The sequence below is a fragment of the Variovorax davisae genome, from assembly GCF_030316845.1.
In the GTDB taxonomy this organism is placed as follows: Bacteria; Pseudomonadota; Gammaproteobacteria; order Burkholderiales; family Burkholderiaceae_C; genus Variovorax; species Variovorax davisae.
Genome location: NZ_JASZYS010000003.1, coordinates 345,007 through 359,349, shown reverse-complemented (window position 1 = coordinate 359,349; position 14,343 = coordinate 345,007). Strand labels below are relative to the sequence as shown.

The following is a 14,343-nucleotide window of genomic DNA, read 5'->3' as shown; positions in this document are numbered from 1 at the left end:
GCTCAGGCCTCCAGGGCCGGAACCGGCTGATACCACGGCACATCGGCCCGGGTGCCGTAGCGACGCACCCGCAGGTTGGCCTGCTCGCCGTGGCCGGCGAAGTTCTCCATGTGGCACAGGCGCGAGCAGTACTCGCCCATCAGCGCGCTGGCCTCGTCGGTCAGCACTTTCTGATAGGTACATGTCTTGAGGAACTTCCCGACCCAGAGTCCGCCGGTGTAGCGCGCGTTGCGGTTGGTCGGCAGCGTGTGGTTGGTGCCGATCACCTTGTCGCCGAAGCTCACGTTGGTGCGCGCGCCCAGGAACAGGCCGCCGTAGTTCGTCATGTGCTGCAGGAAGTAGTCGGGGTCGCGCGTGATCACCTGCACGTGCTCGAAGGCGAGCTCGTCGGCCTTCTGCAGCATCTCTTCCTGCGTGTCGCAGACGATCACTTCGCCGTATTCGGCCCAGCTCACCGAGGCGATCGCGGCGGTCGGCAGGATGGCGAGTTGACGCGCGATCTCGGCCATCGTGTCGCGTGCGAGCTGTTCGCTCGTGGTCAGCAGGATGGCGGGCGAGGTCGGTCCGTGCTCGGCCTGGCCCAGAAGGTCGACCGCGCACATCTCGCCGTCGGCGGTCTCGTCGGCGATCACCAGCGTCTCGGTCGGCCCCGCGAACAGGTCGATGCCGACGCGGCCATACAGCTGGCGCTTGGCTTCGGCCACATACATGTTGCCGGGGCCGACCAGCATGTCCACGGGCGCGATGCTTTGCGTGCCGACGGCCATGGCCACCACGGCCTGGACCCCGCCGAGCACCAGGATTTCGTCGGCGCCGGCCATCGACATGGCGGTGACGATCGCCGGATGCGGCGCGCCCTGGTAGGGCGGCGCGGTCGCGACCACGCGCTTCACGCCCGCCACCTTGGCGGTCAGCACGCTCATGTGGGCGGAGGCCAGCAGCGGGTACTTGCCGCCGGGGATGTAGCAGCCGACCGCGTTCACGGGGATGTTCCTGTGGCCGAGCACGACGCCGGGAAAGGTCTCGACCTCCACGTCTTTCATGGAGTCGCGCTGGATCTGCGCGAAATTGCGCACCTGCTTCTGGGCGAAGCTGATGTCCTCGATCTCTCGGGCCGAGAGGCTCTTGCGCGCCTTCTCGATCGCGTCGGCCGAGAGCCGGAAATCGGCCGGGTCCCAGTTGTCGAACTGGCGGCTGAAGTCGCGCACGGCCGCATCGCCCCGCGCTTCGACGGCCTTGATGATGCCTTCGACCGTGGCACGCACCTTGGCGTCATCCTCGGCGCGGACCTGGACGTCCTTGCCGCGCTTGAGATATCTGATCATGTGTTTTCCCGGATGTTCAAGATTTGCATACGTATGCAATGTGGGTTGCTTGCATACGTATGCAAACAGGGAAAACCCTATGTTCTCGTTTGGCCGATGGGAGAACGCCACGATGATCCAGGCCCACCGCTCGCGCAGTTTTGTTTCGCTAAGTCGAAACAAAAGCCTTCTCGACACGCTTGAGCGGTTGTTCCGTAATACCGAAACTAATGAAAGGCTTTTAGTTTTCAGCGTATAGTTTCGTATCGTCGGAACAATATGGCCCGCACACTTCCTGCATTCGAGAAGAATCTGAGTCCAGCAGCCTCGACGCTCGAGCAGCTCGGACGACTGGTGCGAAATCGACGCGCCGAGTCTCGCCTGCGCATCGACGACGCAGCGTCCCTCAGCGGCGTCTCCAGCGATGTGCTTTCGCGTTTGGAGAACGGCAAGCCGGTGACCGCGGACAAGCTCATCAAGGTGCTGGAGAGCCTGGGCCTGAGCATCCTCGTTGTGCCCAAGGCGGACATTCCTGCCATCGAAGCGGCGCTTGCTCAGAGATCTCCGAGCGAGGGTCGGTGATGGCAGGGTACATCCTGGACGTGTATGCGGGAGGCGTGCGCGTCGGCACGCTGGGCTATGACCAAGCTCAGGATGCCTTCCAGTTCGACTACGACACGGCATGGCTCGCGTTGCCAGTCCGGTACCCGCTCTCGCCACATCTTCCGTTGGAGGGCGGCGCGGCGCCGCACGCCATTCGTCGTTTCCTGGAAAACCTGCTCCCTGAAGGCGAGGCGCTGGTCGTGGCGGCCAATGATGCTCGCGTGGCGCGCAACAACGTCTTCGGGCTTCTTCGCCACCTCGGGCATGAGACCGCCGGGGCGCTGAGCTTTGTGACCGCCGACCAGGTGCCGGCTGAGCAGGAGTCGCTGAGCCGGCACCTGCCGTTCGAAGAGCTGCAGGCACGAATCGACAACCGCGCGAACGAACCCTTCAACCGGTGGGACGGCAAGGTGCGCATGTCCATCGCGGGGCACCAGGACAAGCTTCTGGTGGCCATCGAAGAAGGAGAGCTGTTCCTGGTCGACGGGGCCCTGTCGTCCACACACATCCTCAAGCCAGAGCCGGCGCGCGAGGCGGCGCCTTTCATGGTGGCCAACGAGCACTTCTGCATGCAGCTGGCCAATCGCATCAGCATGCGGCGCTGGAAAGCGCCTTGCGCCGCGCATGTGAGCATCCTGCGGGTGCCGTCGCCCGTGTTGAGCATCGAGCGATTCGACCGGCGCAGGACGTCGGGCGGAGTCGAGCGGCTGCACATCGTTGATGGGTGCCAGGCGCTGGACTTGTCGGTGAGTGCGAAGTACGAGCGCAATGTGGGGGATCAGCCGGACGTGCGGCACATTCGCGATGGGGCCAGTTTCGAAAAGCTCGGCTCGCTCAGACCCGGGTTCGTCCAGCCGGCGCTCGCGATGCAGCGCCTTGTGCTTTGGGCCGTCACGACCCTGCTTTTCGGCAACAGCGATTCGCACGGCAAGAACATATCGTTCTTTGTCGACCGAACAGGGCTCACCCCGGCACCGCTGTATGACCTGGTGAGCGTCGTTCAGTACACGACGTTCCATCACGACCTGGCGATGGCATTTGGCGACGAGTTCGAGCTGGAGGCCGTGCGCTCGTTCGCACTCGCCGACTTCTGCGTGCGCATGGGCGTTGAACGCAGGTACTTTGCGCGCGAGCTGACGCGGCTGTGCGAGCTCGCGCTTCAAGAGGCACCGGCGCAGGCGGCAAACCCCGCATATACGGGTGAGGAAGTCGCCTTCGTTCAGAACCTTGCCCAGTTCGTGGCCGCCCGAGCCCAGGCTTTGTTGGGCATGGCGCGCGACATCCCCAAATTCCCTGCGGACAACTTCTAGTCCTATCGGCAGATACCTTCGGTTGACCGTGGAGGAATTCGTCAAAGTGAGCGCCCTGCACAAAGACCGCGAAGAGCGCAGCGTGGTCCGCGAGGCGAGAGACCGAGAGAAGAACTCCGGCAAACCTCAAATGCGCGAGATTCTTGAACGGCATATCCCTGGCACCGATTTCGAGTTCGCCTAGCGCGTCTGTACCGTCGAATGCGCGCTTTTTTGGCAAGTCCAATTTTGGCTTTGGGCCTCAAAGCGGAAGTTGCCGCCTTCAAGCGTCTCCCACTCATCGCGTTTTCACGACACTCCGCCAAATCTGAACAACTGATACTCGGCAACGACCTTCCATGCGCCGTCCCGCTTGTAGAGCGCATAGACGTATGAGACCTTCGAGTCGTTCGTTATGTTGGAGCCCGGGGGATAGCCAGATCTGACGTCGAATGTCACGATGGCGTTAGAAGCGTTGATGAGTCCAACGTCCTCGATCTCGGCGCTTATTACCGGGGGACGGTATGCCTTGCGCTTGACAAGGATCGGCTGATGCACCTTTCCGGCGGCTTCGACGAGTTCTTCTCTTAGCTTTCCAGCAGCGGGCTGCTTTCGAGCAGCGACGATCTGTTGGTCAACAAAAGAGCGCGCCGTTTCCATCTCCTGTGCGTTGCTCCCTTGCGGTGGCCACGGCTGCGGTCGAACAGCGACACAGGCCGCCGTAAACGCGGCACCAAGCGCTACGGACACTATCCGCAAAGGCCCAGACGAAACGAAAGATCTTTTCATCCTGCGCATCAAGATTTTCTTGCGATTGAATGACTGCAGTTGGCCGACTGGAGCCTGCTGCATCGAACAACACATCACAGCTTGTCCGAGCGATTTGCATGGCTGTGGCCGCGGCTGCCCTACCTGCTAGCGAGTTCGCCAAGTGGGTTCTAGTCGGAGTACGGAATCCGCACGACGTTGGTGTCCTGCAGCCCCAGTGCATGGAGCTCCAGTTCGAATTGCCAGGCCAAGGCTCCGCGCTGACCTGGCGTGAAGTTGGGAATCTGGTCGATCGCAGCATGCATGACCTGGCGCATCTCGGCCACCGTGCACGTTCTACGACTTCGAGGCTGACCTCGCGCCCAGGCCTTCCAGAAATTGTCGAACGCGCGATGTGTGGTGGGGGACATCAGATTCGTCGGAGCGCTGTTGCGGTTGTAGCCAGACGCATCACGCAAGACGGACGTCGCATTGACGTGCGCCGACTGCTGCTGGGTGCCAGTTACCCAGTACTCCGCTCTTACATCACTTGCGTTACGGTGCGGCTGGAATGCCATGTCGACTGTGCCGGGTTCACCCTGCGCACCGATCAGTCCGGCTGCCCGAGCGTCGGCCACGGCGCCGCGGATTCCAGGCTGAGTGCTCCGCGCTGCGCTGCTGCCTCCGAGCTCGCTGGAAATCTCGGCCCAGATCTCTTCCCCGGCTATGCGTCCATGGACTTGCGTCCGTCGGGGCGCAGACGGTTCAACGTCAGGCGTTGGCTCGGGTGAAATGGCTGACTTGGACGGACCGGCTGCCACCGACAGACCGAGAGTGGGACGGCCCCACGTGCCGGGGTTGGGCGCGCCTGATATGTCGGGCACCGCGCCCGACAGCTTGACCCCGAGCATGGCGGCTTTGAGTGTATTCCCGGCGGATCGGGTAGCGGAATTGACGCTACTGCGCAACTGTTGACCGCTCCGGTACGCGGAATCCAGTGTCTGACGGTTCGGCTCGAGTTTGCCAAGACTCAATGACGAGGCTGCGCCCAAGCCGGCCGACTGCCAAGCTTGGTCGGCGCTGCCGGTTTCGAGGTAGGTGAGGCCGCCGCTGGTGACGCCACCCCAGCCCATGTGGACCCCGCCGCGCAGTACCGGATCGGCCAGCTTGTTCGTGAGGGGGCTGCCGGCACCACCTAGGACGCCACCGCCGAACGCGATCCCGGCCTCACCGGGGCTCAGTAATTGCTGGTGGAAGATGGCGCGACTACCGGCTTCGACGCCGAGGTTGGTCGTGCCTGCGGCCGCACCGGTTCGCAACATCTGACTTGCCACACCGATGCCTTCCTTCGAGGCACCGAAACGCGCCGCGGCAGCCGGCGCCAGCACGGCCGAGGCGCCGATCTTCACACCGGTCTCACCCCACTTCTTGCCTTCATCCCAGCCGAGTGACAACGAACCGGACAGCGAATCTCCGCGCGCAAGGCCACCCAGAGGAGCGGTGCTTGCGAAGGGTAACCGTTGACGGCCTTGGTCGTGCTCGGGCCCGAAAGCGTTCTGCGCGACGAAGGCGAGACTGCAGACTTGCTGATCTACCCTGACGGCGGAAGAGGTGCGCACTTGCAACCCTTGCAAGGACGGGACGTTTTCCTGCGGTAAGACGGGCTGGAAGGGCAAAGCCCCCCAGCGGGTCAGTCTGGAGGCACTCGTGGTCGCTACGCCTGCGGCGGCAGAGCCACCGCCAGAGCAGCGTTGAGACGCCCGCCAGGATGCACGCCCCAACGGCCCAGTTCGGCACCGCAGCGTCGGCAATCGCCTTGCCAAGTGAGCGCCGATCGGCGCACCCCCTGGCGACTGGACGGTACGATTGCGCATGAGCGCCACCGAAACCATCCCGTTCGTCTACGGGCCGGAAGACTTCGAGGTCAACGACGCTCGGATCCTGCGCGCCGTGCGCACGCCGGGCGTCGAAGGGACGGCGGTTTTCGCAACCACGAACGGCGGCTTGACCCGGGTGGTAGTCACGATCACGGGCGAGCCAGAGCCATTGCGCATCGCCCGCGCCAGCCTGCCGTTGGAAGCCCAAGCACTTGGCGGCGATCAACCGAAAGCGATCGGGCCCCGACCGAAGAGGTGACCGTCAGTTCGAGATCTTGCTGGCGGCTTCGTGAAGCCCGCTGAGGATGGGCTGGGCCAAGGACTTCGGAAAATCCTTCGGCAACTGCGCTCGCACCTGCTGAATCACCTGCGGCGTGCGGTTCACCAAGTCGTCGATCACCAAACCCGAGCCGCGTCCGTCTGGGGTCGTCACCCCGTGCCGCTCACCGACAGCCAGCCAGTGTCGGCGCAGGATTTCGCGCATCTTCCAGTGCACATTCTTGGAGCGGATCGCCATAGCCATCTTGGCCTTGAAAGGGGACAACTTCCCCGGTCCATCGCCGACGATGGGGTAGGCCGACAGCACGTCGTACAGCGGCGTGAGCTGGTATCGGCCCCCGGACCGCAGAAACAGGCTGAAGTTCTTCGCGTGCCCATCGGTCGCGCAGAGCATCCAGAAGAGCACTTGCGCCTGGAAAAAGGTCCGCTTGTCATCTTCGCGGGACATCGACCCATCCAGCACCTCCATGATGCTGTCAATCCCGGGGCCGCCGTCCTCTTCGTACTTTGCGTACGGCGACACGCCCTTGGCCTGGCACATATCCTCCTGAGGAAGTCGGATGAGCCGCATGTCGCCTGCGGGGCTTTTCCACCAGCTGCGGTCGAAGCGCTCCACCGACAGGACATTTACGTCCTCGAACTGTAGAGGCTCGCAGGCGGCCACCGGCAGGCCGTAGGCCTTCAGGATCAAGGAACAGAGCCACTCGTTCTCGACTGAGCCGCTCATGTCGTACTTCATCCCGCCAACCAGGCCCAGTGGGAGCTTGAAGATGTGCGTTGTGGGCGTGTCCCCGTGGGGCATGCACCATCTGCCATCGAAACGCAGGAGTGCAGTTTTCTCCTGGGCGCCCGCGATCGAAATCCGGAACGTGTCGTCATCGTCGCCAAGACTTTGGAGAGCAGGCGACACGGTGTTGCGCAACACCTGCGCGACCATGCTCTCATCCAAAGGGGAGGCTTGCACTGGCCCCGCGCCCGCCGGGACTTCGCCGTCCGGGAGAATCTGCAATGCGCCTACACAGTCGCGTCCAATCTCGGCGAGCAGCGGGAAGGCCTCGGTGGACTTGGTCTGATACCGCCGCGCGATCCTGGCTCGAATGTCGTCGCTGTCGGGCAGCAGATTTTCGAAGTAGGTTCGAACTCGTTCGCCGCGATGCGGTGCACCACCCGGCATGAAGGGAAGGGACAGGGACAGAGGGCGGCCCTGCTCTGCAAGGGCCCACTCCGCGTCGTACTCCAGGACGTCGCCTGTCTGAGGGTGGATGCGCCAAGTGCCTACGCGGGCCCCATTCATCCAGAGGCCGAGCGCTTGGGTATGAGGACGGCGACCCATGGGCTTACCAGATCGGAGTGGAGTCGCCGGCGCTGGCCGACTGGGGAGCTGCGGGTGCCTCGTCCTTGCGCAGCACCAGCTCAACACCCAAGATGCTCAGCAGTTTCATCAGGCGGGCAGCGCTGATCTTCTCCGCGTTCCGCTCCAGTGCGGACATCGTCTGCTGGGTCACCCCCAGTCGAACGGCGGCCTCGGCCTGAGTCATGCCGCTCTGCTTGCGAAACGCCTGGAGGAGGCCGGGCAACTGCTCGGGCGTGCGAACGACGAAGTCAGGCATACAAGGTTTGAGCTGTTTTTTGAGATTACAAACTATATGCTGTTTCCCCGAAATACGCAACACAGTTTGTTTTTCATGTTTACAGCTTCCAGTTTGTACCGATCGAAAGTGCGGAGCGGCCCAAAGTGGGATAGCCGCGATCCAACGTGCCTTCCGCGAATGCATTCGACCTTGCTAATTTGCTTTGCATGTATCTCGCATTCGACGCCACCGACGTTCCAGCCGACAAACGCATCAACCAAGCAATAGTCAAATATCCAGTCATAAGCAACAAGCTTCGCTGCATCAAGGTCTCAGGCCAGATCATCGCTCGCAAAGAGGGCCACACTGCGGACGGTACGGTCGCTCGAACGCGCGTAACGCTTCGAGACGACGAAGGCCACGAGCTGCACTTCACCGTTCTGGCGACTCCGCATCGGCGAGCCCCGGGGTCTTCTACATCGCGGCCATCCGGCAAAAGAGCGGTGAATACCATGGGGCTTTATATGCCGTGGAGAACGCGGCCGGGACGCACTTCTATAGCGAACCGGCTGCCAGCGCCATCACGTCGATGAAGACGTTTGTCAGCCGCAGGGCAAAGATCATGTCGATTCCCATGGTCAACGGCCTTATCGTCGTGGCTTGCGTCTGTGCCGTTTCATGGGCCTCCTGGCCAGTGTTGCAACCGTGCTGCAGCCCATGGTCGGACGGGGAAGCAGCGAGATCTATGGCGCGCTGGTCGGTCTCGCGGGTGCGATCGCGATCTTCTGCTGGCTGGTCAAACCGTTGGTCCGACCTGGCTCGCATATGCGCACCAAGGAAGCTTTTTCCACGGTGAAGCGGCGGGCTTCGGGCGGATTGTGGCAACAAAGTACTAGGTCGCTGCAAAAGACCTCCGCCTCAAGCGAAGGCATCTTCCTCGCGCAGGTGGACACGCGGGCTAGGTCGTTGGCAGCCTTACCGAGATGCCGGGCCGCCCGGTCCACGTTCAAGGCCGGTCAATCTGACCGCTGCCGCTCGACGGCACCGCGACGATGACCGCGCGGTACGATTGCAAGATGACTTGGCACGAGACAGAGCAACTGGTGGCGTTCGCAGCGCAATCTTCTCGCTCCCTGTCTGCGTCGATACGAGGATGGTGAACATCACGGCTGAAGACGTCGTCACGTTCCTGGCGGGGTGCGCCGTGATCGCGGTGCTGATCGTCATCCTGATAAGCCGTCTGTCAGGCACAGCGCCTGTAAAGCAAGTGGCGCCGGTCGTCTACGCCACCCCTGAACCTGAGGCTACTGAACCGCCCCAGACCCACATTGATCTGACGTCGCTCGCTCGGTCGAATGCCGCGATACAGCGCTCGGCCTAGCCTCCTGTTCCAACTCCAGTGCCAAGGGTGGTCGTGACGACGGACGCCCCGCGGGCGTTCAGCGATGGCCCTGGAAAAAGGCGGACCGCATCATCGCAATCGCCACACTCGCATAAGAGCGCACCGAGGTTCAAGTAGGCACTGGTGAATCTTGGCGCCGCTGCAATCGCTTTGGCATAAACGCGCTTGGGCGTGGGGCGAGGCGGAGCATTCAGCCACTCCTTGCATGTGCGGAACGCCTGGATCGCGGCGCCGGCGTCGCGCGGCGTTAGCACAACGGCGTCGGCAGCCTTCCGCAGTACCAATGCATCGGCAAAGAAGTACTCGCGGCCCTCTGCGATAAGTCGCTCCTGGAGGGGCATGGAAAAGTTGCTGCTCCTGTCCATAGGCGTCGCGAAGAGCTGACGCGTGCACGAGGTGGAACTCGCCAAGATCACCGGCTTCGGCAAGCTGCCGGTTCAGGGCGTCAATGCGCTCCTGTGGATTCAGGGTGGTCTGGCCGAGCTTGTATACCCCCGCACGATGGGAGTTGTTCCGCGCCACATAGAGAAAGCCAGCGCGGCCGGTGTTGCGCTCGTAGTTTGGCTCTGGTTCGAAGAACGGCCGGTGCCGCGCCGCTGCAGATGCAGGCGCCCGATCCACCGCTGGTTTGGGCGAATCGTACTCTGCGGGGTTAGTGGAGGCGCCTTCGGGGCGACTGCGGGTGGCCGCGGCTGGGACGTCGGCCCATTGAACGGGCGCGGTCCGCTCATGGGGGCGGCCGCCATTGGCTGCGGTCGCGAAGTCGGGTCGAGCAGCAGCCTCTCGAGGCGTTGCTGTACTTCAATCGCGCTGTCGCACCAGGAATTCGTTGACCGTTTATGTAGGTGAGAGAGCGCGACACCCTCTCTAAACGTTGTTTGGTCGCGTCAGGCCGCCCTCCGTTGCCCGAATACGGGGGCGCATCACCTACAAGGAGAGGGCCGACCCGCTGATCTTCGCGCGAGATCCGTCGCGCGATATGTGTGAGGCTGGGCTGTGCATTTGAGGTCGTCGCCCCCAGCGGCGCCGGCTGAATAGGACTGCGTTCATGAAAGCTCTCGTCTATCACGGCAGCAAGGATGTCCGAGTCGATACGGTGAAGGATCCCGTCCTGCAGGAGCCTGACGACATCATTCTTCGCGTGACCGCCACTGCGATCTGCGGGTCGGATCTTCACCTGTACCGAGGGAAGGTGCCCACGCTCCTTTCAGGCGATATCCTCGGTCACGAGTTCATGGGCGAAGTGGTTGATGCAGGTACAGGAGTGACGGAACTCAAGGTCGGGGACCGCGTGGTGGTCCCCTTCGTCATCGCCTGCGGAACGTGCTACTTCTGCAGCACGCGTTTGTTCGCGGCGTGCGAGTCCACCAATCCGGACCAAGGCACCATCCTCAATTCGAAGGGCATCCGCCCCGGTGCGGCGCTCTTCGGCTTTTCCCATTCCTATGGGGGAATCCCCGGGGGGCAGGCCGAACTGGTTCGTGTGCCCAAAGCGAACGTGGGCCCTATCAAGATCCCAGATGGGTTGAGCGACGAAAAGGTGCTGTTTCTGAGCGACATCCTTCCGACTGGCTACCAGGCGGTTCTCAACGCAGAGGTGAAGGAAGGATCCACGCTGGCAATTTTCGGTGCCGGTCCGGTGGGTTTGATGGCTGCCGCGTGCGCCCGGATGCTGGGTGCAAGCGAGATCATCATGGTCGATCACCATCCATACCGGCTGGAATTTGCCCGGCGAACGTTTGGTGTGATTCCGATCAACTTCGACGACGTAGATGCAGCCGAGATCATCATTGAGGCGACCCATCGGCGAGGGGTCGATGCGGTGATTGATGCGGTTGGCTTCGAAGCCAAGGGTAGCGCGATTGAAACGGCACTCACGAAACTCAAACTTGAGACGAGCAGCGGAAAGGCGCTTCGGCAATGCATCGCTGCCGTGCGGCGCGGCGGCATCGTCAGTGTGCCGGGCGTGTACACCGGATTCCTTCACGGCTTCCTGTTCGGCGATATTTTCGAGAAGGGCATCACCATCAAGACGGGTCAGACCCATGTCCAGCGTTTCCTGCCGGAGCTGTTGAACCATATCGGGGAAGGTCGCCTTTCCCCCGAGGTGATTGTGAGCCATCGACTGCCGCTGTCTGAAGCAGCACAGGGGTACAAGCTGTTCGACCAGAAGCTGGAGGATTGCCGCAAGGTGGTTCTAACCCCTGCTATGTAAATGGCTAGGTCAGCGACTAAGACATGAATTGACTCGTCGCGCTGCTGACAGGGAGGTATACCGATGTGTTCGACTCGTGGTGCACTCGTACCCTGTCCGGAAGCGTGAATGTCCTACGTTGCGCCACATGGGCACGGCGGAGTGTGGGTCCATTGATCGAAAGGAACTTCGATGAACAACTCACCCGTGACAGGGACCGGAGACGGAACGCGGCCGACGACAAGCGGCGGCGCGGACAAACATCGGCGCAGGAGAAAAATTCTCAACGGCAAAGACTGCGGCCGGCGAATCGCAATCCGGACCGGCGCCCACGGATCACATGCCCGCCAAGAGGACGGTCGAGACCACCCGGCAAGACGACTCAGCCTCGTTCGGGCTCACAGCAGACCTCACGCCTTCTCGCAATCCCGAACCCGCGGCGGACGACGAACGCAAGGAAGAAACATGAAAGCCCTTGACCACGCCACACCCGAGCGTCAGCCCACACCGGCGGAAAACGCCATGAAGCAGTTCGCCAAGACGGATGCCGAAAGGGGCGATGTCGCTGACGTAGAGCCCAACACCATCACTCCCCACAAGCGGCCCGTCCGCCCCGGCGATGCGGGCGTAGGCGAGTCGAGCAACCAGGGCAGCTCCCCCTATCAAGACCGCGCCCGGCCCGAGGAAGCGGAGCGAGAAAAGTGACCCGCGACGCATGGGCTGCCGCCGTCATTGCGGCGGTTTGCGCGGGGGGCTGCGGAGGCGGCAACACGCCCTCCAATGTCGAGTCTCCGGGGGCGAAGGAGAAGGCGGCCACACGAGCCCTAGAGAGCGGTGCCGCGCTCATGCAAAACAAGCCCCCCATCGAGGCGCTGAATGCCTACCTCGACGGCTTCCACTTCTACAGCGGGCAGCCGCAGGCCCAGATGGAGGCGCACCACTACTGCGCGATCCTCAACGAGGAGTTGATCCAGTGCGTGATCTACGATGGCAACATGAAAGACGCGAAGCTCATGGGCGTCGAGTACATCGTCAGTGAGCGGATGTTCCGGGAACTGCCGACCGCCGAGAAAAGTCTGTGGCACAGCCATGTGCACGAAGTTAAGTCGGGCCAACTCATTGCGCCCGGCATTCCCCAGGCGGCCGAGCATGCGTTGATGCAGAAGCTGGTCGGCACCTACGGTAAGACCTGGCATACCTGGCACACCGACCGGCAGAAAGAATTGCCGATCGGCGTGCCGCAACTGATGATGGGCTTTACCGCCGACGGACAGGCGAGCACCGACTTGGTCGCCGCGCGAGACAAACGCTTTGACATTCGAAGCGAGGACAAACGAAAGAGCAGAGACGCGATCGCCGCGCTCCCAGTCGCCGAAGGCGCGGACGCCTGGCAGGCCGGCAAAGCCGTCCAACTCGCGGATCCGACGGGCATAGAGCACCACGAGCTCCAACGTCCAGCGGTGGGCGCGGCGCCGCCGCCGGCCGGCTCCGGCAAGTGACTCGCGCAGGAAGACCCACGCACGGGTCCGAGGTCCTTCAATCACCTCTCGAATGCTTTCGAACTGCTCTCAGGCCTTCGCTCGCTTGCGCATCTGTTTCACTTTCCGGCGAACGAGTCCCTCTGTCAGCGAGAGTGCAGCCAGTAGCATCACTTGGCGCACCACTCGCTTGCTGGCCATTTCCACGCGCCGGTCAACCTCATGCTGTGCCTGCGCGGTTCGGGCGAGCCCCGCGTAGTCGGGCACGTCCGCCGCGACAACGCTTGGCGAAGGATCGCTCTGACCGGGCGTCGGGTCTGCTGAGAGGGGGAGGTCGGTCCTCTGACCGGCCAGCGATCCATGCTCGTCGGCGTAGACCTTGGTGAACTCGGCACCGAGCAGAAAAATCTGAGCGGCGTAATACACCCACGCCACCAACACAACCAGGGAGCCTGCCGCGGCGAAGGCTTCGGTCACGCCGCTTTTGCCTAGGTAAAGGCCGATCAGCAACTTCCCCAACTCGAAAAGCAGCGCCGTCACCGCGGCGCCGATCCAGACATCCCGCCAGGCGATTGCCGCCGTAGGCATGAGTTTGAAGATCATGGCAAAGAGGAGCGTCATGATGGCGAACGAGATCAACAGGGTGACCCCCTGCAGCAAGACTTCCCAGCCCGGCAGGAGGCCACCAAACCAGCCGTCGAATGCGGCAAGGCCCGTGCTGACCAGCAGGGACACCATCAACAGGAAGGCAAGGCCAAGGATCAGACCGAAAGAAAGCACTCGCGATTTCAGCAACGCCCAGACGCCGGATGGCTTCTCTTTTTCGGGTACGTGCCAGATGCGGTCAAGAGCGCTCTGCAATTCGCCGAAGACGGAGGTCGCTCCCACCAGCAGCACGACCGCGCTGATGATGCCTGCCACCAATCCCTTGTCTGTGTCACTCGCGGCCTCCAGCATGGCCTGGACGGCAGAGGCGCCGTCCTGGCCGACGAGTCCTCCGATTTGGCTCAGGAGCTGGTCTTGAACAACCTCGCGTCCGAAGACTGCCCCCGCGATGGCGATCACGATAATGAGCAGAGGGGCGAGGGAAAAGATTGTGTAGTACGAGATCGCGGCCCCCATGCTCGGCGCGTAGTCGTCGACCCAAGCCATCACTGCCTTTCGGCCCACGTGGTAAAGGTGCGTCAGCTTCATGATGGTTCCTAACTAGTCGTGGGCCAGCGGTCAACGATCAAAACAAGCCGGCGGCCTGCAACCCCTCACCTAACGCGCGGGTCAAGTCGCGCACCTGTGACGCAAGGTCTGAAGAAGGCGAGGCGACGAATGTGGAGCTCCACATCACGCGAGCGTTGCTAACGGACACGATGCGCCCCTGTGCTGCAAATCCGGTGCTCCCCCAACCCGTCCCCCCGATGGGCGCGCTGAGGCCGATTCCGGCGCCTCCACTTCGCCCCCAACTGAAGCCTCCTATTCCGATGGAGGCGCCCGAGAAGCCACCGCCACCCATGACGGCCGGCGCAAGTTCAACTAGTAAAACCGTCGCCGCGCCTGCGCTCGTGGCGTCCGCGATCAATTGCCCCTCAAGTTCGTTGCCTCTTG

Annotated in this window: 15 protein-coding genes; 9 read left to right on the top strand and 6 right to left on the bottom strand. The window is 62.6% G+C overall.

Annotated elements, in window-relative coordinates; translation table 11 throughout:
• Window positions 1-2 precede the first annotated feature (2 nt).
• A complete protein-coding gene (gene hisD, locus QTI33_RS09175) occupies window positions 3-1,325 on the bottom strand; it encodes a histidinol dehydrogenase (protein WP_286505480.1) in 1,323 nt (440 codons plus the stop codon).
• A gap of 258 nt (window positions 1,326-1,583) precedes the next feature.
• Here hisD and QTI33_RS09170 point away from each other — a divergent pair, with 258 nt between their 5' ends.
• Genes QTI33_RS09170 through QTI33_RS09160 form a run of 3 tightly spaced genes read left to right on the top strand, consistent with a single transcriptional unit; the run spans window position 1,584 to window position 3,401 of the window.
• Window positions 1,584-1,886, top strand: coding sequence for a helix-turn-helix domain-containing protein (locus tag QTI33_RS09170; RefSeq protein WP_286505479.1), 303 nt, complete (start codon window positions 1,584-1,586; stop codon window positions 1,884-1,886).
• Window positions 1,886-3,217 (top strand): HipA domain-containing protein, encoded by a 1,332-nt coding sequence (locus tag QTI33_RS09165; RefSeq protein ID WP_286505477.1) that lies wholly within the window; start codon window positions 1,886-1,888, stop codon window positions 3,215-3,217. The genes QTI33_RS09170 and QTI33_RS09165 overlap by 1 nt, the downstream gene beginning before the upstream one ends.
• Window positions 3,218-3,245: 28 nt before the next feature.
• Window positions 3,246-3,401, top strand: a complete 156-nt coding sequence (locus QTI33_RS09160) for a hypothetical protein (RefSeq protein WP_286505475.1) — start codon at window positions 3,246-3,248, stop codon at window positions 3,399-3,401.
• Window positions 3,402-3,505: 104 nt separating this feature from the next.
• Here QTI33_RS09160 and QTI33_RS09155 read toward each other — a convergent pair whose 3' ends face one another.
• Both QTI33_RS09155 and QTI33_RS09150 read right to left on the bottom strand, forming a co-directional pair.
• Window positions 3,506-3,856: a hypothetical protein gene (locus tag QTI33_RS09155; RefSeq protein ID WP_286505474.1), complete on the bottom strand. Its 351-nt coding sequence runs from the start codon at window positions 3,854-3,856 to the stop codon at window positions 3,506-3,508.
• A gap of 278 nt (window positions 3,857-4,134) precedes the next feature.
• Entirely contained in the window at window positions 4,135-5,562 is a 1,428-nt protein-coding gene (locus QTI33_RS09150; protein WP_286505473.1) for a hypothetical protein, read from the bottom strand.
• Window positions 5,563-5,815: 253 nt separating this feature from the next.
• Here QTI33_RS09150 and QTI33_RS09145 point away from each other — a divergent pair, with 253 nt between their 5' ends.
• Window positions 5,816-6,079: a hypothetical protein gene (locus QTI33_RS09145; RefSeq protein ID WP_286505471.1), complete on the top strand. Its 264-nt coding sequence runs from the start codon at window positions 5,816-5,818 to the stop codon at window positions 6,077-6,079.
• 3 nt (window positions 6,080-6,082) lie between these two features.
• On the opposite strand, the gene QTI33_RS09140 is transcribed toward QTI33_RS09145, so the two are convergent.
• Together QTI33_RS09140 and QTI33_RS09135 are read right to left on the bottom strand one after the other, a co-directional pair.
• On the bottom strand, window positions 6,083-7,432 hold the full coding sequence (locus tag QTI33_RS09140) for a type II toxin-antitoxin system HipA family toxin (protein WP_286505470.1): 1,350 nt from the start codon (window positions 7,430-7,432) through the stop codon (window positions 6,083-6,085).
• 4 nt (window positions 7,433-7,436) lie between these two features.
• Window positions 7,437-7,709, bottom strand: coding sequence for a helix-turn-helix domain-containing protein (locus tag QTI33_RS09135; protein ID WP_286505469.1), 273 nt, complete (start codon window positions 7,707-7,709; stop codon window positions 7,437-7,439).
• A 639-nt stretch (window positions 7,710-8,348) separates the two neighbouring features.
• Between QTI33_RS09135 and QTI33_RS09130 the strand changes: the two genes are divergently transcribed.
• The 5 genes from QTI33_RS09130 (at window position 8,349) to QTI33_RS09110 (ending at window position 12,765) form a co-directional block, all read left to right on the top strand.
• Entirely contained in the window at window positions 8,349-8,726 is a 378-nt protein-coding gene (locus QTI33_RS09130) for a hypothetical protein (protein WP_286505468.1), read from the top strand.
• A 97-nt stretch (window positions 8,727-8,823) separates the two neighbouring features.
• Window positions 8,824-9,051, top strand: a complete 228-nt coding sequence (locus QTI33_RS09125) for a hypothetical protein (protein ID WP_286505467.1) — start codon at window positions 8,824-8,826, stop codon at window positions 9,049-9,051.
• A gap of 1,069 nt (window positions 9,052-10,120) precedes the next feature.
• Complete coding sequence (locus tag QTI33_RS09120) at window positions 10,121-11,287, top strand: zinc-dependent alcohol dehydrogenase (RefSeq protein ID WP_286505466.1); 1,167 nt, start codon at window positions 10,121-10,123, stop codon at window positions 11,285-11,287.
• A gap of 444 nt (window positions 11,288-11,731) precedes the next feature.
• Window positions 11,732-11,971 carry a hypothetical protein gene (locus tag QTI33_RS09115; RefSeq protein WP_286505465.1) on the top strand — a complete coding sequence of 80 codons (240 nt, stop codon included), beginning with the start codon at window positions 11,732-11,734 and terminating at the stop codon, window positions 11,969-11,971.
• A complete protein-coding gene (locus QTI33_RS09110; RefSeq protein ID WP_286505464.1) occupies window positions 11,968-12,765 on the top strand; it encodes an OBAP family protein in 798 nt (265 codons plus the stop codon). Before QTI33_RS09115 ends, QTI33_RS09110 begins: the two co-directional genes overlap by 4 nt.
• A gap of 69 nt (window positions 12,766-12,834) precedes the next feature.
• Here the strand turns inward: QTI33_RS09110 and QTI33_RS09105 are convergent, their stop codons facing one another.
• Window positions 12,835-13,938 carry a YihY/virulence factor BrkB family protein gene (locus tag QTI33_RS09105; RefSeq protein ID WP_286505463.1) on the bottom strand — a complete coding sequence of 368 codons (1,104 nt, stop codon included), beginning with the start codon at window positions 13,936-13,938 and terminating at the stop codon, window positions 12,835-12,837.
• Between the last annotated feature and the right edge of the window lie 405 nt (window positions 13,939-14,343).